Consider the following 26,846-nt stretch of genomic DNA (forward strand, 5'->3'; position numbering starts at 1 on the left):
CGCCGGCGCAGCGGATCACTGGAAGCCGTACCCGTCGTTCGACGCGATGTTCGCGTCGATTTCGGAGACCGCTCGATCGAGCGTGTCCTGCACGTCGGCGCCGTTCATGATGTCCTTGGCAGCCGTTTCGAACGTCGATGAGATGACGGCGTAGGCGGGCGTCTCCGGGCGAAGGACCGCGTACTCCTGCGAGAATTCGACGAACGGGCGGAGGGCGCCGTCGTCACCGAAGTACTGCGACGCCTGGGCGGCGGCTTCGGTGGCGGGGATGACGACCTGCTTGTCGGCGAACTCGGTGATGTACTCGTCCTGGAAGCTGAACTCGAGGTACTCCCGGGCACCGTCGGCGTCATTGCACTCCGATGAGATCGCCCACTGCCACGAGCCGCCGCCGATCTTCGGCCCGGCGCCAAGGTCCGGCGGGGGCAGGATGAGCAGGTCGTCGCCGACCGCGTCGAGCGCTGCGACGGCATTCCACACGCCGGTGTAGCTCAGCGCAACCTCGTCGTCGATGAACTCCTGGTTTCCGACGGTGCCGCCGTTGCCGGCATAGCCGTCCGCGAACAGGCCTGCGAACCACTCGCCCCATGCCAGCGCCTCAGGGCCGTTCAAGGCGCCGTCCGAACTGAGCATGGTCGAGCGGTCGATGAGGTCGCCGCCGAAGCTCTGAAGGAACGGCGAGTAAGCGTAGGGCCACCATTCCCCGGTGTCCTCGGCGCCGATGTCGATCGGCGTCTCGTATCCGCCGGCCTTCAGCGTCGCCAGAGCTTCGTCGAACTCATCCGCGGTCCAGGGCTCCTCCATCGTCGGGACTCGGATGCCGTTCTCCGTGAGCACGGATTCACGAGCGAAGATCGCGAGCGCGGCATCCCAATAGCCCGCCGAATAGATCTGGTCGTCCCACACGCCGACGGCGGTCGGCAGCAGCGAATCGGTGAGCTCGCTCGGCAGCTCCAGCGGCTGCAGGTAGCCCGCCCACGCCCAGTTGGGCATGATCGGGCCGTCCAGGTCGAGGAGGCAGGGCAGGTCCCCGGATGCCGCAGCCGCGACGATCGCGTCGTTGTAGGCACCTTGAGGGAAGGACTCGTGGACGACCTCGTACTGATCCTGCGAGTCGTTGAAGTCGGAGATGATCCGCTCGTAGACCTCGAGCTCAGCCGGGTTCCCGGCGGAATGCGTCCACATGGTGAGCTCGGTGCGGCCATCCTCTGTCGTGGCATCGCCTTGACCCGCCTGCCCGCATCCGGTCAGGACGATCGCCCCGACCAACCCGACCGATACGAAGATCGGCGTCGTTCTGCGCATAGTTGTGGTTTCCTTTTGTTGGTGGCCGGCGCGCGCGTCGGCCACTGATCGGAGGCTGCCTACGGCAGCCGTTCGGTGAGTGAAGCCCGTCGCCGGTTCGGTTTGGCGACTTGCGCCGGCGGCGGGCCTACGGAGTCTCGTCGGATGACGGGGCACTCCATCAGGTGCGTGGCGTCCTCATCCCCTTCTGCGCGGACGCCGAGCGCGACCTCCATCGCCCATCGCCCCATGGCGTAATGGGGCAGAGCGACGGTGGTCAATGGGGGATCCTGCTCCGCTGCGATGAGCTGCTGGTCGTCATAGCCGACGACGGACAGATCGCGCGGAATCTCGAGTCCGCGATGGTGGGCGGCGGTGTAGACGCCGACGGCCATGCGGTCGTTGAAGCAGAAGATCGCGGTGGGCCGTCGGCGCTCCGGAAGATCGAGCAGCCTCTCGGTGGCCAGACGACCCCCGTGCGCCGAGGTGTCACCGTTCACGTGGAGCGCAGGATCCACGGGGATGCCCGCTTCAGTGAGCGCCTCGACATAGCCGGCGTGCCGCAGGCTCGACGCGATCGGGGAGTCATCGGTGTCGAGATAGGCGATCCTGCGGTGACCGGCCGCAACGAGCTCGCGCGCCGCGGCAAGACCCCCGGCACGGTCGTCGGGAACGACACTGCGATATCCGCCCGCCACAGGGCGGCAGTCGAGGAAGACCGTCGAGGCCGGGAGGCCCGCAGGAGCATCCACAACGCGATGCCACATGCAGGCGTAGATCATCGCATCGACCTGCTGAGCCATCAGAGCCCTGATCGCGTCACGCTCGATCCCGGCATCGCCATCGGTGTCGACGAGGAAGACGAGGTGCCCGCTCTCGCGCGCTGCGTCCTGCGCGCCGGCCAGCATGCGACCCGCGAACGGAGTGGTCGCGATCTGGTCGGAGATGAGTCCGACCGTGTGCGTCTGCTGCATCCGGAGACCGCGTGCCACCGAGCTCGGGGCGTAGCCGACAGCGCGGGCAGCGTCGCGAACGCGCTGGCGGGTCTGCTCGGGGATCCGCGCCTCGACGTCGTTCATGACGAGGGAGACGGTCGATGCCGACACGCCTGCCGCCGCTGCGACATCTGAGATCCTGGCCCTGGGCACCGACCCACATCCTTGTGCTAAATCGATTGAACAACTGCGTCGATTATGGACGGACCCCGCTCCATCCGTCAAGCACGGGATCTTGGGCACACGTCGTCGAGCCCTGTCCCCCGAACGGCCGACGTGCGCGAACTCAACTCGCATGTCACGATGGTCGTGTGATGCAAATCGATTTGCATCACACTCTCACAACAAGGAGCAACGACCATGAACACGCCCCCGAAGCGTCCACGCCGCCTCCTGGCAGGTGGGCTGACCGCGGCGGCCCTGGTGGCCACCGCACTGATCGGCCTGCCCTCCGCCGCCGGTGCAGCACCGACTGCGGCGGCCGCGCCTGATCTCCAGGACGGCCCCGAGCCCACCGTCCACACCCAGGAAGCGTTCGCCCCAGAGGCGGACTTCACCGCGAAGTGGACGCGGGCCGACGCCCGTCAGCTCAAGCGTCTGTCCGACCCCGCTGCGGGATCGAAGCAGAACTCGATGCCTGCCGAGCTCACGATGCCCGCGATTCCGCAGGACTTCCCGGATATGAGCAACGAGGAGGTCTGGGTCTGGGATTCCTGGCCGCTGACGGATGCGGACGCCAACCAGTACAGCGTCAACGGCCAGGAGATCATCTTCTCCCTCGTCGCCGACCGCGACCTCGTGTTCGACGAGCGCCACGTGTTCGCGAAGATCGGCTACTTCTACCGCCCGGCCGGCATCCCCGCCGACGAGCGTCCGCAAAACGGCGGCTGGACATACGGCGGCCTGGTCTTCGACGAGGGGGTGACCGGTCAGATCTTCCCCGACCAGTCGTACAGCCACCAGACCCAGTGGTCGGGTTCGGCGCGCATCTCGAAGGGCGGCAAGATCAAGCTGTTCTTCACGGATGTCGCGTTCTACCGCAACGAGGACGGCAGCAACCGCAAGCCCTACGACCCGCGCATCGCGCTCAGCGTCGGCAAAGTGCACGCCAACAAGAAGGGCGTGAGCTTCACGGGCTTCAACAAGGTGATCGACCTCCTCCAGGCCGACGGCACCTACTACCAGACCGGGGCGCAGAACGAGTTCTTCAACTTCCGCGACCCGTTCACGTTCGAGGACCCGGCGCACCCGGGTGAGACGTACATGGTCTTCGAAGGGAACTCGGCCATGCCGCGCGAATCTGCGGCGTGCACCTCGGAGGATCTGGGCTACCGCGATGGCGACCCGTACGCCGAGACCGTCGAGCAGGTCAACGCCTCGGGCGCGACCTACCAGATCGGCAATGTCGGCCTCGCGAAGGCGAAGAACAAGGAGCTCACGGAATGGGAGTTCCTGCCCCCGATCCTCTCGGCGAACTGCGTCACGGACCAGACCGAGCGTCCGCAGATCTACCAGAAGGACGGCAAGTACTACCTCTTCACCATCAGTCACCGCGGCACCTTCGCGTCTGGCATCGACGGCCCTGAGGGGGTCTACGGCTTCGTCGGCGACGGTGTGCGCAGCGACTATCAGCCGATGAACTCCGGCTCCGGCCTCGCGCTCGGAAACCCGACGAACCTCAACTTCGCCGGCGGCCAGCCGTTCGCTCCGGACTACAACCAGCCGATCGGACACTTCCAGGCGTACTCGCACTACGTCATGCCCGGCGGCCTCGTGCAGTCCTTCATCGACACGGTCGGCACCGAGGGCGACTTCCGCCGCGGCGGCACGCTCGCTCCGACCGTGAAGATCGACATCGACGGCGCCTCCTCGGCGGTGGACTACACCTACGGGACGGACGGACTCGGCGGCTACGCCGACATCCCGGCGAACGTCAATGTGAACAGCGGCGGAAAGATCAAGTAACTCGCTCGTCGTGCGCCAGGCGGATCGCTCGCCTGGCGCACGACGATCTCCAGCGACCCTGTGGGGCAGGTCCGGCACCCGCTCGCTTGTTCCCCGCCGCGCTCCGAACGACTCTGCCCTACCCGAATCCGAACCCCCGAAGGATGGCATGATCTCCGACTCGCAGACCTCTCCGCCGGCCTTCCGCCGACGCAGCCTCGTCATCATCACCGTGGGAGCAATCATCACGCTGGCGCTGCTGGCCGCGGTGTTCGCGCTGGCTCCACGCGGTGACGACGGGCGCGGCGCCCCTTCGCCGAGTGCGACCTCCGCGCCACCCACGGCGTTCGAGCGCCCCTCGGACTGGGAACCGAACCGACCGGCTATCCACTTCACCCCCGCCGAGAACTGGATGAACGACCCGCAGAAGCCCTTCTTCCTCGACGGGCTCTGGCATTACTACTACCTGTACAACGCCGACCATCCCGACGGCAACGGCACTGCCTGGTATCACTCGACATCCTCCGACCTGATCCACTGGAAGGATCAGGGCGTCGCGATCGACAAGTACGCCAACGGGCTCGGCGACATCTGGACGGGCACCGCAGTGGTCGACCACGACGACACGGCCGGATTCGGAGCGGGCGCCGTGATCGCACTGGTCACGCAGCAGACCGATGGGGTCCAGCGCCAGTCGCTCTTCGTGTCACGTGACGGCGGGTACGACTTCGAGTCGTATGAAGGCAACCCGGTCATGGACAACCCCGGCGTCGCGGACTGGCGCGACCCGCGGGTCTTCTGGGACGAGGCGTCCACGCAGTGGGTGATGGCCCTTGCCGAACACGATCGCATCGGCTTCTACACCTCCCCCGACCTCAAGAAGTGGACGTACCGATCTGACTTCATCACCACCGACCTCGGCGTGCTCGAGTGCCCCGACCTCTTTCCACTGGCCGTCGACGGCGACCCCGAAGATGTCAGGTGGGTGCTCGCTGCCGGCGCCAACGGGACGGCCGAAGGGATGACCACCGGAACCGTCTACTGGATCGGCGACTGGGACGGCGAGCGCTTCACGGCCGACGGGACGGATCACCGGTGGCTCGACCACGGCTCCGACTATTACGCCGCCGTGACGTGGGACGACCCTCGACTCCCGGAAGACGAGCGCCTCTCCGAGCGCTACGGCATCGGCTGGATGAACAACTGGGCTTACGCCGCAAGCTTCCCGACCGAGGACTGGCAGGGCGGATCCGACTCGATCGTCCGCAGCATCCGGCTCGTCTCCGGCGACGGCCGCGTGGCACTTCGCTCGACCCCGGCGGCGGAGCTGCGCGCGCTCGAGGGCGACCCGCAGCCCATCGATGACATGCGCCTCGATCCCGGAAGCGTCGTCGACATCGCCACGCCGACAGCCGACGCCTACCGGCTGCGGCTCGAAGTCTCGGCCGGCGATGCGTCGGCCGGCGAGGTCCGGCTGAAGATCGACACGGGCGGCGGCCGCTTCGCGACGGTCGGGTACGACTTCGACGCGGGGGTCGCGTTCGTGACGCGGGATGCCGACGCCGTCGCTGCGGGGATGCCCGAGGAGTACCGGGAAGTGCGCACCGCGCCGGTCTCCGCATCCGCCGGACGGGTGCGTCTCGACGTCCTCGTCGACGTCGCGTCGATCGAGGTCTTCGCCGGCGACGGAGAGGCCGCGCTCACCACAGCCACCTTCGGTACCACGGGCAGGCGGGGGCTGCAGATCGAGGCCGTTCGCGGCCCGGTTGCTGTGACAGCGGCGAGCGTGACCCCGCTGCGAGTCGCCCCGGTGGAGCGGATCTCGCCTGATCAGCGAGGCGGTTAGCGGCCGGGCGGCGGCGCCACCGACTCGCGCTCGACGAGCCATCCGCGCAGCAGGTGCGGCCCCTCCTCCACGGGTGGCGGCGTGCCGTCGATGCGCTCGAGCAGCCGATCCATCCCCCAGCGCCCCATCTCGGCGTGAGGCAGGGCGATGGTGGTCAAGGCCGGGTCGAGGGCGTCGGCTACGGGGTGAAGATCATCGATCCCAATGATCGAGAGCCCGCTCGGAACGAGGACCCCGCGCCGCGCAGCCGCTTGCATCACGCCCATCGCGATCTGGTCGTTGAAGCAGATGATCGCCGTCGGCGGAACATCCTGGTCGAGCAGCTCTGCCCCTGCTTGACGACCGCCGACCGCGTCCGATGCGCAGAACGCGAGGCGGCCTTCGCCGAGGGCGATACCGACGTCGCCGAGCGCGGAGCGGACTCCGATGAGACGCCCGCGCGCCGCGCGCGATTCGTCGACGGTGCCGACATAGGCGATCTCGCGGTGGCCCTCCCGGGCAAGGCGATCGCATGCGAGCGTGGCGATCTGAGCCTCGTCGGGCACCACGGCGTCGACATTCCATCCGCGCTCGGGTGCGGCATCGACGAGGACGACCGGGAAGTCCTCGGGGACCGCCGGTCGGTCCACGCGCTGGTGGTACATGCGTGCGATGAGCAGGCCGTCAACGCGCTGAGCGAGGAAGCGCTCGACGAGGTCTCGCTCGGCATTCGCGTCTCCACCGCTCTCCGCGACCATCAGCAGCACGTCATGCTCGAGCCCTGCACGACGAGCACCCTCGATGATCCGACCAGCGAACGGCGTCGTGGCGAGATCGTCGCCGATGAGCCCCACGACGCCGGTGCGACGTCGGCGGAGACCGCTCGCGACGCGGTCGGGGACGTAGCCGAGTTCGCGGGCGACAGAGAGGATGCGCTCGCGGGTCTCGGCGTTGACGGCGCGCGCGCCGCTGAGCGCGTGCGACACGGTGGTCTGTGACACACCAGCAGCCGCCGCCACGTCGCTCACACGAGCGCGCGACCGGCGCCCAGCCGTCTCCGATGCCACGGATCTCAGACTACGCGCCGGGCCGCGGCCAGCCGAAGGAACGATGATCGCGCCCAGCTTTCGCGTGCGCGCTCCATGTCGTCGGGACATGCGGCCCCTGTGGTGTTGGCGGAGAGATCGGCAAGCACGCCTGCCGTAGCTCCGACTGCAACTGCACGCGCGTTCGTTGATGGATGGCGCTCCACGGGGCGTCGTGCATCACCACCACATCGCCGCTCGTGCGTGGCTCCGACCAGCCGACGACCGACGACCGACGACCGACGGCGAACCCATCCACCCGTACGACTTCCGCGGCACGAACACGCCGTCGACCGCAAACCACTACCCCGGCTACTGGAAGCTCAGCCTCGTCGACTCCGTCGGCACCCCGCATGGCGACGGCTGGATCTTCGCTCCCAACCACCCGGTCGCCAGCCGGGATGGAATGGGCAGGGGTTCAACCCCGCCGACAATCAGTCGCAGAACGGATGCGCTCGGCAGTCTCACTCAGGGTCTGTGCGGAGCCGAGCAGCGAGACGGCGGCGGCGGCAGAGTCCGCGGTCGACGGGTCCACGACGATTCGCGACGAGCCGGAGAGGGTGAGCGAGCCGGTCCCGCCCATCCACTCCCTGGATCCCGGGGACCGACCAGTCGTGCCGCGTTGGCGGCGACCGCGGCGGTTGCGACGAACATCGGGGAGAGGGTGACGCTCGCAGCGATCAGGGCGAGCAGCATGGTGCAGCGGCGGGTCAGAGGTCGTTCTCCTCGTTGAGAGTTTCCAGGTGGGCGTTGATCACAGCGGGCAGCGTGTCCTCACGCAGGGCTCGAGCGACGAGCGCAGACCCGACCTCAGCGGGGGCTGCAGCCGGCGTGAGTTCGATCAGACGTGCGAGACGCTCTCGCATCGGACTGTCCGCAGCGACGAGACCCCCGGTGGCAACCGTTGGTCCGGCGATGCCCGCGCCGGCGGCGCGCAGCGTGTGGGCGAGTTCGGCGGCGGCGTCCTGGAGGATCTGATCGGCGGTCGCGTCACCGGCGGATGCGACATCGATCACGGAGGGCACAAACGATGCGAGGATCGCGGAGCGATCGGTCGATCCATACAGTTCCCGCACGAGCTCGTCGAGGTCGCCGAACCGGATGCGCAGCGCATCCATGAGAGCCTCGGACGAACCGGGCCGGCTCGTCATCGAACCGGTGGCCGCATCGAGTGCGTGACGGCCGATCCAGGCTCCCGCACCGCGGTCTCCGAGGAGGTGACCGAGACCATCGACTCGTCGATAGATGTCCCGCATGTCGGTTCCGACCGCGATCGCGCCCGTCCCGGCCGCCAACACCGCGCCGGGTGAGAATCCGACCGCGCCGACGAAGGAGGGGACGATGTCCGACGCGACGGAGATCGAGCGGGCTCCGGTCAGCGTGCGAAGGTCACGAGCCAGAGCGGCGGTGAAAGCCGGGAAGTGGGCTACTCCCGCCAGGCCCACGACGATCCCGTCGATGTCGACCGCTTCGTGCCGTGCCTCGATCGCCCGAAGCGCGCCAGCCAGCTCTCGCACGACGGCATCCACGCGAACCCCGTCGCCGACGATGGCGGGCCGGGACGCGCCGCGCTCGTGCGCGATCGTCCGGGCTGCGTCCATCAGCGCGATGCGGAACCCGCTCGCTCCGATGTCGAGGCCGAGCCAGTGCGTACCGGCTGCGGCTCGGCGTGCGCGGGTTTCCGCGTGCGCGATGGCGGCACGCACGTCGCCTGCCCCCTCGACCAGTTCTTGGCGTGCGGCGGCGGCGTCGAGACCGGCGAGCAGCATGACCAGGGCGGTCTTGGTATCGCCTCGGGTCTCGTTCAACGCGGCGGCCGCATCGTCGTTGCTGGCACCGGAAGCCTCGCTGAGCAGGCGCACGACGCGTCTGCGCAGCTTCTCGTTCGTCGGGACGACATCGATCATCAGGTTCGAGAACGTGCGGCCGAGTTTGACCATGAGAGCAGTGGAGAAGGAGTGCAGGACGAGCTTCTGCGCCGTGCCCGCCTTCATACGGGTGGAGCCAGTCACGACCTCCTCCGCTGTGTTCACGCAGAGATGGGTGTCTGCGTGTCGCGCGATGGGCGCGTCAGGGTTCGAGGTGACCGCGATCGTGTAGGCGCCGATCTCCTTGGCCTTCGCGAGCGCCGCGGCGATGTAGGGGGTGCGACCTGAGGCTGCGAGGCCGAAGACGATGTCGGCGGCCGAAACGCTGGCGGCCGCTTCTGCGGCGCCGGCGGTTTCGCTGTCCTCCGCGTCTTCGACGGCGGCCAGCATCGCGCGCTCCCCACCTGCGAGGTGAGCGGTGAACAGGTCGGTCGATACCCCGTACGTCGGCGGGACCTCCGCAGCATCGAGCACGCCGAAGCGCCCCGAGGTGCCCGCACCGAAGTAGTGCACGCGCCCACCCCGGTCGATCGCTGCGGCTGCGATGTCGACGACCTCGGCGAGCTGCGGCAGAAGTGCTCCGACAGCCCCCGGCACAGTGGCGTCCTCCTGATTGATGAGTGTGAGCAGTTGCAGGGTCGACATTCGGTCGATGTGGGTCGACCGCGTGGATCGCCGCTCGGTCGGCGGCGGGACGGGCGTCGAAGAGAGCCGATCCACTGTCATTTCACTCGCTCCGAGCCGATGACGTGGCCCGAGACGGCATCGTGCATCTTGTCTGCGGCGTCCACGGCGGCGTCGAAGCGACCGTGCGCGAGCATGACGAACAGCGCGTCGACGACGGCGAGCTGCGCCATCCGCGACGCCACGCCGCCGCTTCTGAACCGGAGTTCCCGCGCCGCGGTGAGCAGAACCGCGTCGGCGTTGCGCGCAGCGGGAGACGCCGGGTCGCTCGTGACGGCAACGGTGTATGCGCCGCGAAGCCGAGCAGCCGTGAGAACGTCGACGACTTCCTTGGCACGTCCGGAGTGGCTGAAGGCGAGCACGACATCCCGATCGCCGAACAGCGACGTCGTCATAAGAGCACCGTGGATGTCATGGACGACCGTCGCGGCGCAGTCGGAGAGCGTGAGCTTCGCGGCGGCGTCGATCGCCGCGGTGGCCGACGCCGCGACACCGAAGGTCAGGATGCGGCGCGCGGCGGCGAGCTTGCCGACGACGTCGGTGAGAACCTCGATGTCCAGCTGGGCGAGCGTCAGCTCTACGGCGCGGGTGTCGGCGTACGAGATCTTGCGGATGATCTCCGGGATAGGGTCGCCGGGATCGATGTCTCCTAGCATCGCCATTCCCGCTTCCGGCTCGTCGCCGCCGCGGCGGCGTTCCGCGGAGACGGCGAGGCGCAGCCGGAGGTGCGAGTATCCCCGCAGGCCCATGCTGCGACAGAAGCGGGTGACAGTCGCCTCCGAGCTCCCCGAGGCGATCGCGAGCTGGCCGATCGACTTCTCGGATGCGGCGGCCGGGTCCTGCAGGATGCTCTCGGCGATGGCGCGCTCGGCCGCTGAGAGGGAGTCCAACCGAATCGCGATCAGCTCTACCAGGTCGGGGGCGGCGGTGTCGATCGTCATCGAAGAGTTCCTTCCAAGCGGGGCATTGCGTCGAAATCGGTCCTGGGCAGCGGTGCTTCACCCGGGAAGTAGGAGAGTCCGTGCAGCCGACCCTCGCGGGTGGCGGCGTCGAGAACGGCGAGATGTGCGGTCAGCTCATCGGCATCGATGGGTGGCCCCCAGTCCCAGCGACCTGCGTAGGCCGGGTCTGCCGTGATCTGCGTCATGGCGATCACTCGCGCATCCGTCGTGCTGGTGACCTCATCCGCCATGGCGAGCACGTCGGCGCTGCTCAGCGCGAGCATCTGCTGATACGCCATGATCGCGAACACCGACACCGAGCCGGCCAACTCGACGGCGTCCTGGCCGTAGTCTGCGCGGCGCTGACGGTGTCTGACCGGCACGAGGAACACCCCGGGCTCGGCCCCTGCCGCGCGGATCTCGCGGGCCAAGCGGGCGGTGATCGCCGAGATGATGTCGACGCGGAAGTCCGCCCATTCGGAGCGGTGCTCGGTGAGGATGTCGTGCGGCGTGAGTGCGCTGCGGCCGATGCGGTCGGCGAAGCGGGCCATCGTCTGGGGGTCGAACGATGCGGCGCGAGGATGCCCGTCCGCACGGGATTCGAGCTCCCAGTGCCCGGGCCATCGCGCGAAGTCGAGGAGGATCGTGCCCACCTCGGCCCGCTCTGCTTCCGCGCGCAGCCGGTCGACGAGCGCATCGTCGTACTCGTCGTTGCCGGGGACGATGCCGCGGTACCACTCGATTCCGCTCAGCAGCCGACCATCGGCACCGACGGGACGCACGGTGCCGGGCAGGGGAGCCTGCCGAGCGTGATCCGAGTAGCACGCGAAGGCGCCCACGGTGGTGATGCCGTGGTCGGCCAGGACCGCGCGCAGCTCCGGGGCGATCACCTCGAGCTTCGTGATCGCGGCGGTGATCCCACTTGCGGCCGCACGCGATGCCCATTGCGCGAGCTGGCCGCGTGACCAGATGGCGAGGATCGCCGGGCGCAGGAACGCGGAGCGGGTGAGCGGGGCGTCGGCCATCACCGGTCCGTCCCTTCCGTCTGCGCCTCGGCGCCACCCGCATCCACCTCGGGGAGGGGGGAGGCAGCGAGGAGCTGCCGCGTATAGGGGTGGGAGGGGTGGTCGTACACCTCGGCGACGGGTCCGGTCTCGACGATGCGTCCCCTCTGCATGACGGCCACCCGGTCGCTCAGCTGCTTCACCACGGCGAGGTCGTGGGCGATGAAGAGGATGCCCACACCCAGTTCGTCTCGCAGCCGAGCGAGCAACGAGATGATCTGCGCCTGGATGGACACGTCGAGAGCCGAGACCGGCTCGTCGCACAGCAGGACCCGCGGGCGCGCCGCGAGAGCCCGCGCGATCCCGACGCGCTGACGCTGACCGCCCGAGAGGGTTCCGGGGCGACGTTCGAGCCACTCCGCGGGAAGACCGACGAGTTCCATCAGTTCCGCCGACGCTGGCGCAGGGTTCTGGGCCGGTGCCGCCGCACGCGCTTCTTCGAGCGACTGCCGGATGCTGCGCAGCGGGTTGAGCGCCGCGGCAGCGTCCTGGAACACGTACTGGAGCGACCTGCGTGCAGGGTCGCCGACTCTCGTTGCTGTGACGTCCGCTCCGTCCACGAGGATGGACCCGGCGGCGACGGGAAGGAGTCCGGCGATCGTCCGGGACAGCGTCGACTTGCCGCACCCGGACTCACCGACCAGCCCGAGCGTCTCTCCGCCGCGGATCTCCAGGCTGACTCCGTCGACAGCGAAGGTCGGCCGATGCCGTCCGAATATGCCCTTCTGCGGGGTTACATCGACACGAACCCCGCGAAGCTCGAGCGCTGCGGGCTCGCTGCGAGCGGGGTTCAACCGGACGACGGGGGTCGCGTCGATGCGCGGCACGGCGGACAGCAGAAGCCGCGTGTAGTCATGTGCCGGCGCAGTGAAGATCTGGGAGGCGGTTCCCCGTTCGACGACCGCCCCATGACGCATGACCGTGACGGCGTCGCACAGCTCGGCGACGACTCCCAGATCGTGGGTGATGAAGAGCGTGGCGAGTTCGAACTCATCTCTGAGCTCACGCAGCAGCGAGAGGATCTGCGCCTGGACTGTGACATCCAGAGCGGTGGTCGGCTCGTCGGCGATGAGCAGGGACGGATTGTTCGCCAGCGCCGCCGCGATCACCACGCGCTGGCGCTGTCCGCCTGAGAACTCGTGCGGGTACGAGCGGTAGCGGCTCTTCGCCTGCGGGATGCCCACCCGGTCGAGCAGCTCGATCGCTCGCGCACGGGCACGGTCACGGCTGGCACCGTGGACTTCGAGTGTCTCGGCAACCTGGTCGCCGATCCGCATCGACGGGTTCAGAGCGGACAGCGGGTCCTGGAAGATCATCGCGATGCGATTTCCGCGCACCGACTCCCACTGCTTCGCGGTCAGCGCGAGCAGGTCGTGGCCGTCGAAGTCGATCGATCCGCCCGTCACGCGTCCGGGCGGGCGGAGGAGGTTCATGACGGCGCGACTGGTGACGGTCTTTCCCGACCCGGATTCTCCGACCAGGCCCATCACCTGCCGAGGGCGGACATCCAGGTCGATGCCGTGGACGACCTCGGTCGCACCGAAGGCGATGCGGAGATCGCGGATGGAGAGGAGCGGTCCGGCGGGGGCGGGGCGGTCTGGTGTCATGGGCTGCGATGAGTGGGCCAGCGTGGTCATGCCTTGTTTCCCTTGTCGGTCACGGCGTCGGCGAGAAGGCTGAATCCGAGCACGAGGAGGAAGAGGACCAGAGCGGGCCCGACGACGTAGAACGGCTGCTCCTCCATGTACCGGGCGCCGTTGTTCAGCAGGACGCCGAGCGACGGCTCGGGGGGTTGCACCCCGAGGCCGACGATGCTGAGCGAGGACTCGAGGTAGATCGATGCGACGGCCGCCACCACCATCTGCGCGATCATCGTGTCGAGCGTGTGCGGCAGGATGTGGCGCCCCATGATGCGCGGTCGGCTCACCCCGAGCATCCGCGCCGCCGAAACGTAGTCGCGATTCTCCTGGGAGAGCAGCGTTGCGCGGGAGAGGCGCCCGAACGCGGGCAGGGCGTAGATCGTCATGGCGAGGACGAGCGCCAGCCAGCCTGGCCCCAGCACCAGGGTGACGCAGATTCCGAGGATCAGCGACGGGAACCCCATGATGAGGTCGAGGAACCGCTGGGCGAGGTTGCCCGCCGTGCGGTTGATGATGCCGAGCAGGCCGAGCAGGGTGCCGAGGACCGCGGCGATGGGGACCGCGATCGCCACCAGCGACAAGTCGGTGCGCGTGCCGTAGATCGCGCGGATGAAGACGTTGCGGCCCACCTCGTCGGTGCCGAACGGTGCCGTCGACGTCGGCAGCGCCAGGGCGTCACGGCTCTGGACGTCGTAGCCGGCGGGAAAGAGCAGCGGGGCGGTCACGGCGAGGGAGACCAGCAGGAGGAGCAGGATCGCGCCGACCAGACCTCGGGGAGAGCGCAAGGCCCGGGAGTAGCGGGCGAAGACAGCACGTCCGCCGGGCATCGGCGACATCGCCGGCGGACTGGACGGCTTCTCGGAGATGGCGGTCATGCGGAGGCCCCCAGTCGGATGCGCGGATCAAGGGAGGCGACGCCGATATCGGTCAGCACCTGCATCAGGACGGCGATGGCGACCGCTCCGAGGATGAGGACCTGGATCACGAGGTAGTCGCGCGTCTGCACGCTCGTCACGGCGAGCGATCCGAGGCCGTGGCGAGCGAAGATCGCTTCGATCACGATCGCACCGGCGAGCAGCTCGCCGAACCGCAGACCGATGGTGACGAGGGCGGGACCCATGCTGTTGCGGAGGATGTGGCGGCTGACGATGCGTGAACGGGAGACGCCTTTCGCGGCCGCGAGGTCGACGAAGTCCTCCTCAGCGGTCGTGCGCATCGATGTTGCCACCAGGCGCCCGATGCTCGCCGCCTGCGGGAGGGCGAGGGCGAGGGCAGGAAGGATCAGATACTGGATGCCGATGACGGGGTCTTCGAGAAGGCTCACCTCGCCCGAGATCGGGAGGATCGGTACCAGGATGCCCAGCACCAGGATGAGGAACAGCCCCGTCAGGAATGGCGGCGCCGCGAGCAGCGCGGAGTTCGCACCGTCGAGGACTGCCCGCACTAGGGGGCGACGGGTCGTCGCGGTGGCCACGCCCAAGGCGATGCCGATGACGACCATCAGGATGCCGGCGACGATCGCCAGCTCGAGGGTGCTCGTCAGCCGGGAGCCGATCAGTTCCGCGACCGGTCGGTTCGTGGTGAACGACAGTCCGAGGTTTCCCGTGAGGACACCTCCCACCCACGCGAAGTACTGGGCGACGGGAGGCTGATCGAGACCCATCTCCTGTCGAATGAGTTCGAGCGCCTCGGGTGACGCATCCGGTCCGGCGACGGCGATCGCCGGGTCTCCCGGCGTCAGTCGAGGCAGCGCGAACGCGACGATCGACGTGGCGACCAGGAGGAACACGACGGACGGAAGCCGCCGGACCAGATACGTCAGCATGGGTTACTCCGAGAGGTACGCGTCGGTTGCGACGAGGCTTCCGAGCGAGACGACCTGCAGGCCCTGCAGGTCGGCGGCGTGGACGTGGTACTGCGGGGCGACGGCGATGATGTGGCTGAAGGACTGGTCGAGCATGTACTCGCTCAGTTCGGTCAGTGCCGCCTCGCGGGTGGAGTCGTCGGCGCCGCGAACGGCATCCTTGAACGCGTTGTACTCCGGGGTGTCGAAGTGCGACGGATTCCCCGTGCGGATCGACGGCATCGCGTCGATGAGGGTCGCCGACGAGAAGCCCACCATGCCGTGCAGGAGCAGGAACGACTGGCCGATGCTCCCTTCGACCTGACGCTTGTCGTAGTCGGGGAGATCGAGCGCCTCGCCCGTGACGTTCAACCCGACCTCTGCCAGGTTGTTCTGCACGATCTCGAACAGGCTCTTCATGACCGGCAGGTTGGCGTAGGTGATCGTGAGGTCGGCGCCGGCCGCGCCTGCGGACTCGAGCAGTTCTCGCGCCTTCTCGGGGTCGTAGCGGAAGTGCTGTTCCAGGTCGGCCGGGTAGCCGGGGCTTCCGGGAGTCCACCACAGGTCGGTGAGGAGGGCATCCCCGCCGAAGACCTGGTCGCTGATGCGCTCTCGGTCGATCGCATAACCGAGAGCCTGGCGGGCCTCGGCCGTGTCGAACGGTGCCTGCTCGACGTCGAGGCCGAAGGGGTAGAACACGCCGCCGGCGTTCTCGAGCACGTAGGCGGGGTCGTCGGCGAGTCGCATCACGTCGCTTTGCGCCATGCCGATCGCAACGTCGGCCGCGCCGCCCTTGATCGCAGACTGCAGCGCGGTCGGGTCGGAGATGATCGAGATGTCGACCTCGTCCAGGTGCGGGCCACCGTCGGCCCAATACTCGTCGTTCTTCTGAAGCGTCAGGGATGCGCCCGGAACCCACTCGTCCCAGGTGAATGGACCGGTTCCGATGACTTCCTTGCCATCGGCGATGGATGCCCACGTCTCGCTGTCCACGATCGGAGTCAGGTCGAGCAGGTCGAACAGGCTGTCGCTCGGCGCGGCGAGGTCGATGACGACTTCCGTGTCGCTCGTCGCCGTGACGGTCTCGATGTTCTTGGCGACACCCGCCAGCTGCGAGGCGTTGGCGGGGAGTTTGACCTGGTCGAGGGAGTAGACGACGTCGTCGGCGGTGAACGGACGACCGGAGTGGAACGTGACACCGTCCCGAAGCGTCAGGGTCAGCTGGGTGCGGTCGTCGTCGTACGACCAGTCGGTTGCGAGTACGGCCTGGGGCTGCGAGTCGCTGTCCAGCTGGATGAGCGAATCGAAGACCAGTCGACGCCACGACCAGTTGCCGGCGCGGTTGGCCATGACGAACTGGGGCTGGGCGTCTGCCGCGGCGGCGACCTGCAGTGTGCCGCCTTCCACGGGCTCGGCGGACGGGGCGGCGGAACCGCCGGGGTTGGCTTGGGCGACGGCGCAGCCGGTGAGCACGACCGCGACGGCGGTGGCGATCGCGGCTCCTCGCACCCACCGCACAGCACGCTGTGCTCCGGACGATGGACGGGTCATCTCTCAGTGCTCCTTCGTGGAGGGATCGGGATGTGGGGAGCTTATGAAATTCTCTTCCATGGGTCAACACTTTGTGTGAAAATTTCAACCAGCAACGTGATGAAAGGGAGTTTCATGGCAGACGTGAACATCTTCGCAGACCCGGGAGACGCTGCTGCGGTCGTCGCCGATCTGGTGTTGAGGGCCGCGCACGCGAAGCCCGACCTCGTTCTCGGGGTCGCAACCGGGGCAACCCCGCTCCTGGCTTATCGCCTCATCGGACAGCTGGCGGACCGCGACAGTGTCGCGCTCGACCGCGTCCGGGGATTCGCACTGGACGAGTACCTCGGGCTCGAGCCCGGGCATCCCTCGAGCTATCGCGCGACCGTGGACAGCGAGATCGCACCCGCGCTGGGAGTCGCAGCCGAGCACATCCTCGTGCCCGAACCTCATCCGTCCGACCCCACCGACGCAGGGCGCGCGTTCGAGGCATCCATCCGGGCGGCGGGCGGCATCGATGTCCAGATCCTCGGCATCGGCTCGACCGGACACATCGGCTTCAACGAGCCAGGGTCATCCCTCAGCTCCCGCACGCGCATCAAGACGCTGAGCGCGCGAACGCGGGATGACAACGCCCGTTACTTCGCTTCTCCCGACGACGTGCCCCACCACGCGATCACGCAAGGGATCGGGACCATCCTCGAAGCACGTCACCTCATACTGATGGCGTTCGGGGAGCAGAAGGCGAACGCGATCGCCGAAGCGATCGAGGGCGGGGTCACCGCCCGCGTCCCCGCGTCTGCCGTACAGCTGCACCCGCACGTGACCGTGATCGTGGACGACGCCGCTGCCTCACGGCTTCAGCATCGCGACTACTACCTCCACGCTCAGCAGGCGCAGCACCGACGCGCCCCGCACGGCTCCGTCGCATGACAGGAAGCACGCAGCCGCCGCGGAGGTTCCCCCGTTTCGTCTTCGATCACGGCTCGGAACCCGACCCTCGCTTCAGCCTCGCAAACGAACGCACCTATCTCGCATGGATACGAACGGCGCTGGCGCTCACCGCCGGCGGAGTCGCCCTCGAACTCCTCGGCGGCGACCTGAACCCCATCCTCCGAGCCATCGCTGCGACCATACTCATCGCGGCCGGCACAAGCATCCCCCTCCTCGCGTGGCATGACTGGGCCGCCAACGAACGAGCACTCCGTCGCGAGCGACCGCTGCGACCCGGAACCATGAGCGTCGCGATCGCGGTCGCGATCGTCGCGGCCGGTGCCCTCACGCTCGCAGCGAGTGTCTGGCCATGACGCCACGACCCGCCGCCGACCGCGGACGACAAGCCGAGCGCACGCTGCTCTCCTGGCGTCGGACCGCGCTCGTTGTACTCGGGTGCTCGCTCATCACCGCCCGAGCGGCTGAACCCACATCCTTGCTCGCAGCCACCTCGGTGAGCATCGGCATCGTCACGTCCTTCTACATGTTCCGTGCATCCGCGCGCAGACATGCCACGAACCTCGCGGCCATCAGCGGGGCTTCTCCCCGCTTCGCCGCACACATCGGCCAGACGACGCTCAATACCGCTATCGCGGCTTCGAGCTTCGGCGCACTCGGCGCCGCAGTGCTCGCCTTGATATAGCGGCGCCATTGCAGCGTCGCCGCACTCGACAACACCACGGATCGGGCGGCCCACCTATCGCGACGCCGTCCGTCTTCATCGCGTGCGGCGACAGCCGTCGCAAAGACGGGCGATCCGACCAAGACCAGAGTGTCCGAAAAGCGGCTCAGGTCCGTCACCACTCGGAAGCGCCATGGTCCAGAGGCGTCGGTGATACGCCTGGAGGGCCGGACTGTGTCGGTCCGAGTCCATACCCCGGCGCGATTCGAGATTTCGACAGCGATCCTTGATGTGCGTGGTCCGCCTCACGCCTTCCTGAACCGTTCCCACGAGGATCCAGCGTGAACGACCCGTGGCCGCCGATCGACGAGCGGGGGACGGGATATCAGGGCCGTATCGCCTACCGGGCCGCCCCCAACGGCTGTCACATGCCGCGTCGTCCGATGGCGATCGGGACGATGAACGCCAGGGAGAACGAGACGATCCCCGCGACGAAGATCAGTCCAGGCAGCACGGGCGCACCCTGAGCCAATCCGACAAGGACGATTCCTCCAACCAAGAGCACCAGGAACAGCAGGAACTGCGCAGCGATTGCCATGTCTTCCTCACAGTGCGGTAGAGAGGGCCCCAGGAGACGTCGACTACGTCGGCGTCTGGTTCACGCGTCGTTGGCGTGACATGATGACTTTATCAAATCATTGACCCGCCATCGTTGCACGAGGCGGAGGCCGCGCGGAGGGAGACTGAGGTGGAGAGCTTGCTGGGCGAAGACCGTCCCCTGTACGAGGTAAAGGCAAACCTCTTCAAAGGCCTGGCGCATCCGGTTCGGGTACGCATCCTGGAGATCCTCACGGCGAGTGACGAGGTGGCCGTCAGCGCCCTGATGGAGGAACTCCACATCGAGGCGTCGCATCTCTCTCAACATCTGGCAGTACTACGCAAGCACCACCTCGTCGTGTCGGAGCGCAGGGGCAGCCAGGTGTTCTACCGACCCGCGTTCCCCGAGGTCGCAGACCTTCTCCGGGCCGCACGGAGCCTGCTGGTGGATATCCTCACCCAGACAAAGCGGCAGCTGCAGGACACCAACAGCCTCCCCACGCTCGCTTCGTGGGCGAATGAACCGCGGTGAACCTGAGAAGCTACCTCGCACCGCTCCTGCCGGGGACCGCGGACTACCGTAGTCTGCCGCGGACCTGGCGCGGCGACCTCGTCGCGGGGGTCACCGTGGGGATCGTCGCGCTGCCGTTGGCGCTGGCGTTCGGAGTGAGTTCCGGTGTCGGCCCCGAGGCCGGCTTGGTCACCGCGATCATCGCTGGTGTGGTCGCCGCGGTGTTCGGCGGGTCCAACGTGCAGGTCTCGGGCCCCACCGGAGCCATGGTGGTGGTGCTCGGACCGATCGTCGCGCTCCACGGCCCCGGGGTCGTACCTCTGCTGAGCGTGCTCGCAGGCGTGTTCGTGGTCGCCGCCGGCGTCCTCAAAATCGGTCGCATCGTCTCCTACATCCCGTGGCCGGTGATCGAAGGATTCACCCTGGGGATCGCGGTGATCATCTTTCTGCAGCAGGTCCCCGCCGCGCTCGGCACCGCTCCCGGGCCGAGCAGCAATGCGCTCGTCGCAACGCTCCAAGCGCTCCCCACGATGACATTGCCCGAGGCAGGCTGGGCGATCGCCATCACAGCGACCGTCATGGTCACGATGATCCTCGTTCCCCGCCTGAGCCGGCACCTCCCGGGATCGCTCATCGCCATCATCATCGTGACGATCGCGGCGGCGGTCGCGAGCCTGCCTATCGATCGGATCGGGGAACTGCCGTCCGCGCTGCCCGCGCCCGCGATTCCTCCTGTCAGCGTCGAGTTGCTCACTGCGCTCACCGGGCCCGCGCTCACCGTCGCCGCTCTCGCCGCCATCGAGTCGCTGCTGTCCGCCCGAGTCGCGGCCTCCATCTCGGACACCGGCCCCTACGACGCCGACCGCGAACTCGTCGGACAGGGCCTCGCCTCTGTCGCGTCCGGGGTGTTCGGGGGGATGCCGGCGACCGGCGCGATCGCCCGGACCGCCGTGAACGTCCGCTCCGGCGCTCACACCCGACTTGCCGCGATCACGCACTCGCTGATCCTTCTTGCCGTCGTCTACCTGGCCACGACCGCGGTGTCACAAATCCCGCTGGCCGCCCTCGCCGGGGTGCTCATGGTCACCGCGACGCGCATGATCTCCCCCTCCACGGTGCGCAGCGTGATCTCCGCAAGCAGATCGGACGCGATCGTATTCGTCACCACCGCCATCGTCACCGTGTCATTCGACCTCATCGTCGCGGTCGGGATCGGAATCGCAGGCGCGGGCTTCTTCGCACTCCGCTCGCTTGCCGCCTCAGGAGGCGTCCACCGCGAAGAAATCTCCGAACCCGCGGAGCTCGAAGACGCCGAGATCGCCGTGTTCCGCCTCGACGGGGCTCTGTTCTTCGGCGCCGCCGACCGGATGATGGACGAGATCAACCACATCACCAACGTCTCCGTCGTGATCCTCCGCCTATCCCAACTACAAGTCCTCGACGCGACCGGCGCCCGCGTGATCACCGAACTCGTCCAATCCTTGGAACGTAGGAACATCACCGTACTCATCAAAGGAGTTCAGGACCGCCACATCCGCGTCGCAACCCGCGTCGGCGTCATCTCCTCGCTCCGTCACCAGAACCACCTGTTCACCGACCTGCCCACCGCCATAGAACACGCGCGCAGCCACGTCCGCCGCGGACACCTCTGAGCGATCACCGGATCGGCCGTCGATCATGCTCTCGATGCCTGCTCTCCGATACGCGCGTCCAGTGTCACGTGCCCAGGTGCCTCACCCAAGCGCGCGGGTCTGTCGGCAATCTTGAACGAGGCTAAGCGTGCCTCCCCCGACGACCAGAACCTCGCTTCTGTGCCCCGCCGCCGGTTCCGCTGCGTGTGTGGTCATGGCCACACGCCTGCCATGGGAATCGGGTCGGCGATGCCGAGGAGTGTGTCCGAACCTGGCGACCCGATGAAAGCCAGGAGAACCGGGGCGCCCGAGCGATCGTGAACAATGCGTCCGGCGTAGTAGGGCGCCGGCGCGATGAGACGAGCATCGTCCACCCGAACCGCGGCAGGGAAGCCGGGTGCCTCGACCGCCCACACCCCCTCGGCAGGAGCATCCGAGGTGCGATTCTCGTCCGCTGTGCGCGCGCCGCAGAACACGACGACGGACTTTCCTCCGACGTCCACGACCTGCAGCACCTCGAGGTGAGGGAAGACGGCTGATGGGGGCGACAACGGTGGGCGCACGGTCCATCGCTCCAGGTCTGTCGACTGGGCGTAGCCGATCACGCCTCCGCCGGCGACGCCGCTGCCCTTTGCCCGCGCCGTGATCAGCATGTGCCAACTGCCGTCCCGCTGATCCTGGAACACCCAGGGGTCACGCCAGGCCTCCTCTGGCCACGCGCTGTCGCCGAGCTTCTCGTAGTGAGCCTCATCGGCGCGCAGGACGAACTCCTGTTTCGTCCAGGTGTGCAGGTCAGTGGAGGTGGCGACGCCGATCGACTCCACGTTGGCCATGCCTGTCGCCGAGGGGAACACCGCCCCCGTGTAGAACATCCGCCACAGCCCGTCATCACCACGCACGACCGATCCGGTCCACGTGGCAGTCGCATCGAAGCTCCCTGCGGGCCCAGGCGCCAGCACCTCCCCGTGGTCTGTCCACTCGATCAGGTCCGTCGAGGTCGCGTGACCGATCCGCGCGTTCCGATGCCTCAGCTCAGGATCACCAAGCGACTTCGGCGCGTGGAGGTAGAAGAGATGAAAGGAGTCCCCTGGATCGGCGACCCAGAAGTCCCAGACCCAGTGGTTGTCGAGGCTGAACGCCATGTGCGTCTCTCAATTCGGTTCGCGGCGATCGCTCGCCCGGTGAAGTGTGAAGCGGCGGCTCGGTCCTATCCGGTCGTGCCGTCGTGGGATGCTTCAGCCTTTGAGCGATCCCTGCATCAGTGCTGTCACGAACTGGCGCTGGAAGATCAGGAAGATGATCAGCGTCGGCGTGAGGATCAAGAGCGATCCTGCGCAGAGCAGCGGGATGTCGGTTCCGTACTGCCCCTGGAACGCCCCGAGAGCTCCCGCCATCGTTCGCTTCTCCGGGTCGTTGACGAGCACGATGGCGAGCAGGAACTGATTCCACGTCCACAGGAAGAGCAGGATCGCGAGCGAGGACAATGCCGGCGCAGAGAGAGGCATGTGAATCCGCCAGAACAGCTGCCATGTCGTAGCGCCGTCGACACGCGCGGCTTCTGACAGTTCTGTCGGCATCGTGACGAAATGAGCGCGCATCCACATCACCGCAAACGGCATGAACAGTCCGATGAGCGGCAGGATGATCGCCCAACGAGTATTCAGAATGCCGAGCTCGCGGATCTGGAAGTAGAGCGGAGTGATGATGCCCTCGAAGGGCAGCGTGAGCCCGAGCACGAAGAGGACGAACACGATCTGGCCGCCTCGAGGCTTCAGATGGCCGAGCGCAAACCCTGCGAGCGTCGCGATGATGACAGCGGTCGGGACGACTGCCAGCTCGATGAGTGCGCTCGAACCGAGGAGCGCCCACATGTTCGCTGCCTGGAAGGCCACCGCGAAGTTGTCCCAGTGAGGGGTCTCTGGCCACTCGAGGCCGCGCGGATACGTGCCCGGTTCGTGAAGCGCCGTCACGAACAGACTGATGAAAGGCACCACCGTGACGAGCATCAGGATGATCAGGAGGATGCGACCCGTCCACTTTTCGCGTGCGGGGACGATCACGACTCTTTACCTCGGAGGATGCGCTGGAGCGGGAGGACGACGATGAGAACGAGGCACATCAGCACAATCGCGAAGGCGGACGCCGTGCCGATGTTTCGCTCATAGAAAGCCAGGTAGAAGATCTGCAGGCCCGGCACCAGCGTGCTGTCGCCAGGCCCGCCTTGGGTGGTGATGTAGATGATGTCGAAGCTGGCAAGTGCGGCGATCACCGTGACGGTCACGCAGACCGCTACTTCCTGACGGACACCCGGGAGCGTGATCGCGAAGAACTCACGCACGGGGCCGGCTCCGTCGATGCGGGCTGCTTCGTACAAGGCGGGGTCGACCTTGGTCATGCCCGCAAGGATGAGCACCAGGCACAACCCCACCAGAACCCACGCGCCGATCATGCCGACCGCCGGCAGCGCAGTGTCGAAGTCGCCGAGCCATGCTCTCGTCAATCCGCCCAGCCCGACGAGCCGCAAGAGCTGATTGACGAGGCCGTCGGTCGACAGCAGCCAGCTCCACATGATCCCCGCCGCCACGAGCGGGATCACCTGGGGAAGGAACAAGACGGTGCGCGAGACTCCGGCGAGCCTGCTCGTCGCGATCGCGCGGATCATGTTCGCGGCGAACAACGCGATGGCGACCGGAATGACACTGAAGTACAGGATGAGTTCGAACGCGTTGAGGATGGAGCCGACGAGTTTCGGATTGCTGAAGACCTCGACGTAGTTCTCGAGACCGACCCACGTCGCCGGACCGATCCCGTTCCACTCATACAAGGAGTACTGGGCAGAAAGCGCGATCGGCCTCAGTACGAAGAAGAAGTAGAAGGCCGCGGCTGGCAGGACGAGCAGATATGCGCTCAGACTGCGGATGCCTCGTCGCCGCCGACGCATCCGCTCGAGCGAACTCTGGGAGGGTGCTGCTGCGCCGGTGACGATCACCGGCGCAGCAGCTGCTGGAACAACGGCCATCGGACTAGTTCCCGACCTGGCTCTCGTAGTCGGCCTGAACGGACTCGAGCATCCCCGCCGGAGTCTGTTCGCCGGCGACCATCTTCTGAAGGTTCGGCGTCCAGCTCTGAGCGTAGATCGCCCCGGTGGCGTTCGCGATGAAGTCCATCGCGCCGTTCGCCTCGCTCAGGGCCGCGCCGGCGTCCAGGGTCGCCGCGGTCGTCGAACCTTCCTCTACGGGAGGCATGAACGCGTCGGCGGGTCCCATCGGGTGAGATCCGCCCACCTCGACCGCTATTGCTCGCGCCTCGTCGTTCGTGGCGGTCCAATCGAGGAAGAACGCGGCGCAGTCCGGGTTTTCGGCGGCGGCCGCGACACCGTAGGTCAGCGGTGCGGACATGGCACCGATCGATCCACCTTCTTCGAGGGGCGGCATGAGGAAGAAGCCCGCGTTACCCGGCATCTGGTTGTCCAGGTTTCCGGACTCCCAGTCGCCGTTGAAGATGAAGAGCGACTCGCCCCCGATGAACCTGCTCATCATCTGTGCGTAGTCCAGCGAGTTGATGTCCTCCGCGAAGAAGCCGGCATCGATCCACTTCTGGAGATGCTCCGCGGCGGCGAGGTTCTCCGCGGTATCGATGGTGGCGTCCGGCTGCTGGAAGATCCATTCGTTGATCGCGGCCGGGTCTCCGTATGACGCCATCAGCGCCTGCAGCGGGAACGCGAGGCCGCCGGTCGCTCCGCCATTGAACTGCGCGATCGGGACCAGTCCCGCGTCCTTGGCGTCCTGCAGGGCCGCGTCCAGCTCGTCCAGCGTCTTCGGCGCCTCGGTGAGCCCGATCTGCTCCGCGAGCTCCTTGTTGTAGAACACGCCCGTCATGGAGTAGTTCAGCCCCATCCCGTACAGCGGTCCGTCGCCGCGTCTGCCCTCATCGTTGACGCGAAGCTGCTCCAGCTGCGAAGGCGGCCAATCGGTCCATCCGAACGCCTCGGCGTACGGGTCCAGGTTGAGCAGCAGTCCGTCCGATGCCAGCTCGGACATCTGCGGGAGACGCATGAGATCCGGCGGAGAATCCTGCAGGACACGGGGCGCGTTCTGGGTGATGACCGCGAACTGATCCTCGCGGATGTCGAAGGTGACGTTGGGGAACTGCTTGGTGAATTCCTCGGTGAGCGCGGTGGGGAGCGGAAAGCCGGTCTCGAAGTAGGCGTCCAGAACGACGTCCTCGTCACCGCAGTCGGGTCCGTCCGCGCCGAAGTCCGTGTCGCTCGTAGCCTCGGGCGACGCGGTGCCCCCGGGAGGGGCGCATGCGGTCAGGGCTGCCGCCGAGAAAGCCATCACTCCCAAGAGCACGAGCGGACGAGTTGAGAGTTCTTGCATGTGAGACACCTGTGTCCCCTTCCAGAAACCGCGTTGTCGTTTATGTGATCGCCCGGTGCAGTCGAGCACATGCTAAATCGGGTTAGCATGGTCATCATGCGGCACATGGCCAGCCCTTGTCAACCGCGTGCCGTCCGCTCAAGGCTGGTGTGCGAAGGGGCTCGCTAGTATCGCGAGAAAGGAAGGCGACCCGTGAGCAGAACCCGTGTGACTCTCGCTGACGTCGCACAGGCAGCGGGCGTGTCGCGAACGACGGCGTCACTCGTTCTGTCCGACCGCGGCGACGAACTGCGTATCGCAGAAGCATCCCAGGAACGCGTTCGCCGGGTTGCCGCAGAGCTGGGTTATCGCCCCAACATGCTCTCCGCCAGCCTTCGAAGCGGAACCACTCGCACGATCGGCTTCATCTCCGACACTGTCGCGACCTCGCAGCTCGCGTCGGACATGATCAAGGGCGCGCTCGAGGGCGCACGTCGGCACGGTTATCTGCTTTTCATCGGCGAGTCCGAAGGCGATGAGCAGGAGCAGGAGCGACTCATTGAGGCGATGCTCGATCGGCAGGTCGACGGGCTCATCCTGGCGTCGATGTTCACCCGTGAACGCTCGTTGCCGAAATCCTTGACGGGCAAGAAGGTCGTGCTCCTCAACACCCTGCCGACTGATCATCGACGGACTGCGCCCGCCGTCATCCCGGACGAGTACACCGCAGGACGCGAGGCGGCCCGGCTGCTCCTGGAGGCCGGGCATACGGAGATCCACCTCATCGGCGCCGGCCCCGCGCTGTCGGATGTTCCTCGAGGAACCGTCGCTGCCCGGGAGCGCCTCGCCGGAATCCTCGACGAACTGCACACCGCCGGGTTGACTGCAGCAAGCGGCACAGTTCGCCATATCTGGCTTCCCGCCGATGGTTGGACAGCCGCCGCCGAGCTGATCTCCTCCGGCATCCGCAGAGGTGCGATCATCACGTTCAACGACCGGTTGGCCTTCGGCGCCTACCAGGCGATCGCCGAGGCGCGGCTGTCCGTGCCCGAGGACTTCTCCATCGTGTCGTTCGACGACCATCAGCTCGCGAGCTGGCTCCATCCGGGCCTGACGACCTTCGCGATTCCACACCACGAACTCGGCCGCCGCGCGCTCGAAATTCTCCTGGCGGATGACGACCAGCACGCTCCCGTGATCGAGCGCCTGCCCATGCCCGTTCGCCGGAGAGGTTCCGTCCGGGACCTCACTTCCGCAACCCCGCTCACCGTCGCTGCCATCTGATCGCGGACTGCGTCCGTTCGCGACCCCCGATGGCGCGCCTGCCACGATCGCGTTCGCTCGACTATTTGACATCGCGCTTCCGTTACCCCACGATGATGGATGCTAACCCGATTTAGCATCGTCATTGGAGAAGACACCGTTGTCAGA

23 protein-coding genes are annotated in these 26,846 nt (G+C 67.2%); 8 read left to right on the forward strand and 15 right to left on the reverse strand.

From position 1 onward, the window contains the following. Positions 1-15: 15 nt before the first annotated feature. Positions 16-1,305, reverse strand: coding sequence for a sugar ABC transporter substrate-binding protein (locus tag EER34_RS03900; protein ID WP_127473240.1), 1,290 nt, complete (start codon positions 1,303-1,305; stop codon positions 16-18). Between the two features lie 59 nt (positions 1,306-1,364). Beyond that, positions 1,365-2,432 (reverse strand): LacI family DNA-binding transcriptional regulator, encoded by a 1,068-nt coding sequence (locus tag EER34_RS03905; RefSeq protein WP_127473241.1) that lies wholly within the window; start codon positions 2,430-2,432, stop codon positions 1,365-1,367. Positions 2,433-2,639: 207 nt separating this feature from the next. On the opposite strand from EER34_RS03905, the gene EER34_RS03910 reads away from it, so the two are divergent. After that, the gene (locus tag EER34_RS03910) at positions 2,640-4,244 is read left to right on the forward strand and encodes a glycoside hydrolase family 68 protein (protein ID WP_127473242.1); all 1,605 of its coding nucleotides are present in this window, start codon (positions 2,640-2,642) and stop codon (positions 4,242-4,244) included. Between the two features lie 148 nt (positions 4,245-4,392). Then, the gene (locus EER34_RS03915; RefSeq protein ID WP_127473243.1) at positions 4,393-6,069 is read left to right on the forward strand and encodes a glycoside hydrolase family 32 protein; all 1,677 of its coding nucleotides are present in this window, start codon (positions 4,393-4,395) and stop codon (positions 6,067-6,069) included. Here EER34_RS03915 and EER34_RS03920 read toward each other — a convergent pair. From EER34_RS03920 to EER34_RS03955, 8 genes are all read right to left on the reverse strand, one after another. Next, on the reverse strand, positions 6,066-7,205 hold the full coding sequence (locus EER34_RS03920; protein ID WP_127473244.1) for a LacI family DNA-binding transcriptional regulator: 1,140 nt from the start codon (positions 7,203-7,205) through the stop codon (positions 6,066-6,068). The two genes, EER34_RS03915 and EER34_RS03920, sit on opposite strands and share 4 nt — an antisense overlap. Before the next feature lie 638 nt (positions 7,206-7,843). Beyond that, entirely contained in the window at positions 7,844-9,727 is a 1,884-nt protein-coding gene (murQ, locus tag EER34_RS03925) for an N-acetylmuramic acid 6-phosphate etherase (RefSeq protein ID WP_127473245.1), read from the reverse strand. Beyond that, entirely contained in the window at positions 9,724-10,626 is a 903-nt protein-coding gene (locus tag EER34_RS03930; protein WP_127473246.1) for a MurR/RpiR family transcriptional regulator, read from the reverse strand. The genes murQ and EER34_RS03930 overlap by 4 nt, the downstream gene beginning before the upstream one ends. Beyond that, complete coding sequence (locus EER34_RS03935; protein ID WP_127473247.1) at positions 10,623-11,651, reverse strand: hypothetical protein; 1,029 nt, start codon at positions 11,649-11,651, stop codon at positions 10,623-10,625. The genes EER34_RS03930 and EER34_RS03935 overlap by 4 nt, the downstream gene beginning before the upstream one ends. Continuing rightward, complete coding sequence (locus EER34_RS03940; RefSeq protein ID WP_240642105.1) at positions 11,651-13,327, reverse strand: dipeptide ABC transporter ATP-binding protein; 1,677 nt, start codon at positions 13,325-13,327, stop codon at positions 11,651-11,653. Before EER34_RS03940 ends, EER34_RS03935 begins: the two co-directional genes overlap by 1 nt. Continuing rightward, complete coding sequence (locus EER34_RS03945; protein ID WP_205791350.1) at positions 13,324-14,205, reverse strand: ABC transporter permease; 882 nt, start codon at positions 14,203-14,205, stop codon at positions 13,324-13,326. The genes EER34_RS03940 and EER34_RS03945 overlap by 4 nt, the downstream gene beginning before the upstream one ends. Next, positions 14,202-15,155, reverse strand: a complete 954-nt coding sequence (locus EER34_RS03950; protein WP_127473248.1) for an ABC transporter permease — start codon at positions 15,153-15,155, stop codon at positions 14,202-14,204. Before EER34_RS03950 ends, EER34_RS03945 begins: the two co-directional genes overlap by 4 nt. A 3-nt stretch (positions 15,156-15,158) precedes the next feature. Further along, positions 15,159-16,724, reverse strand: coding sequence for an ABC transporter substrate-binding protein (locus EER34_RS03955; RefSeq protein ID WP_127473249.1), 1,566 nt, complete (start codon positions 16,722-16,724; stop codon positions 15,159-15,161). Between the two features lie 114 nt (positions 16,725-16,838). On the opposite strand from EER34_RS03955, the gene EER34_RS03960 reads away from it, so the two are divergent. The 3 genes from EER34_RS03960 to EER34_RS03970 are packed head-to-tail and all read left to right on the forward strand — an operon-like array spanning position 16,839 to position 18,339. Beyond that, the gene (locus EER34_RS03960; protein WP_127473250.1) at positions 16,839-17,636 is read left to right on the forward strand and encodes a glucosamine-6-phosphate deaminase; all 798 of its coding nucleotides are present in this window, start codon (positions 16,839-16,841) and stop codon (positions 17,634-17,636) included. Continuing rightward, a complete protein-coding gene (locus EER34_RS03965; protein ID WP_127473251.1) occupies positions 17,633-18,010 on the forward strand; it encodes a YidH family protein in 378 nt (125 codons plus the stop codon). Before EER34_RS03960 ends, EER34_RS03965 begins: the two co-directional genes overlap by 4 nt. Further along, on the forward strand, positions 18,007-18,339 hold the full coding sequence (locus EER34_RS03970) for a DUF202 domain-containing protein (RefSeq protein ID WP_127473252.1): 333 nt from the start codon (positions 18,007-18,009) through the stop codon (positions 18,337-18,339). The genes EER34_RS03965 and EER34_RS03970 overlap by 4 nt, the downstream gene beginning before the upstream one ends. Positions 18,340-18,742: 403 nt before the next feature. On the opposite strand, the gene EER34_RS17400 is transcribed toward EER34_RS03970, so the two are convergent. Continuing rightward, a complete protein-coding gene (locus EER34_RS17400) occupies positions 18,743-18,916 on the reverse strand; it encodes a hypothetical protein (protein ID WP_164743438.1) in 174 nt (57 codons plus the stop codon). Between the two features lie 150 nt (positions 18,917-19,066). Between EER34_RS17400 and EER34_RS03975 the strand changes: the two genes are divergently transcribed. Together EER34_RS03975 and EER34_RS03980 are read left to right on the forward strand one after the other, a co-directional pair. Then, positions 19,067-19,447 (forward strand): ArsR/SmtB family transcription factor, encoded by a 381-nt coding sequence (locus tag EER34_RS03975; protein ID WP_127473253.1) that lies wholly within the window; start codon positions 19,067-19,069, stop codon positions 19,445-19,447. Beyond that, positions 19,444-21,078, forward strand: coding sequence for a SulP family inorganic anion transporter (locus EER34_RS03980; RefSeq protein ID WP_127473254.1), 1,635 nt, complete (start codon positions 19,444-19,446; stop codon positions 21,076-21,078). The genes EER34_RS03975 and EER34_RS03980 overlap by 4 nt, the downstream gene beginning before the upstream one ends. A gap of 191 nt (positions 21,079-21,269) precedes the next feature. Here the strand turns inward: EER34_RS03980 and EER34_RS03985 are convergent, their stop codons facing one another. The 4 genes from EER34_RS03985 to EER34_RS04000 form a co-directional block, all read right to left on the reverse strand. After that, positions 21,270-22,199, reverse strand: a complete 930-nt coding sequence (locus EER34_RS03985; protein ID WP_127473255.1) for a glycoside hydrolase family 68 protein — start codon at positions 22,197-22,199, stop codon at positions 21,270-21,272. Positions 22,200-22,292: 93 nt separating this feature from the next. Beyond that, on the reverse strand, positions 22,293-23,117 hold the full coding sequence (locus EER34_RS03990) for a carbohydrate ABC transporter permease (protein ID WP_127473256.1): 825 nt from the start codon (positions 23,115-23,117) through the stop codon (positions 22,293-22,295). After that, a complete protein-coding gene (locus EER34_RS03995; RefSeq protein ID WP_127473257.1) occupies positions 23,114-24,076 on the reverse strand; it encodes a carbohydrate ABC transporter permease in 963 nt (320 codons plus the stop codon). The genes EER34_RS03990 and EER34_RS03995 overlap by 4 nt, the downstream gene beginning before the upstream one ends. 4 nt (positions 24,077-24,080) lie before the next feature. Then, the gene (locus tag EER34_RS04000) at positions 24,081-25,436 is read right to left on the reverse strand and encodes an ABC transporter substrate-binding protein (RefSeq protein ID WP_127473258.1); all 1,356 of its coding nucleotides are present in this window, start codon (positions 25,434-25,436) and stop codon (positions 24,081-24,083) included. Between the two features lie 207 nt (positions 25,437-25,643). Here EER34_RS04000 and EER34_RS04005 point away from each other — a divergent pair, with 207 nt between their 5' ends. Beyond that, positions 25,644-26,699 (forward strand): LacI family DNA-binding transcriptional regulator, encoded by a 1,056-nt coding sequence (locus tag EER34_RS04005; protein ID WP_127474277.1) that lies wholly within the window; start codon positions 25,644-25,646, stop codon positions 26,697-26,699. Positions 26,700-26,846: the final 147 nt, after the last annotated feature.

Source organism: Microbacterium sulfonylureivorans, assembly GCF_003999995.1.
Lineage (GTDB): Bacteria > Actinomycetota > Actinomycetes > Actinomycetales > Microbacteriaceae > Microbacterium > Microbacterium sulfonylureivorans.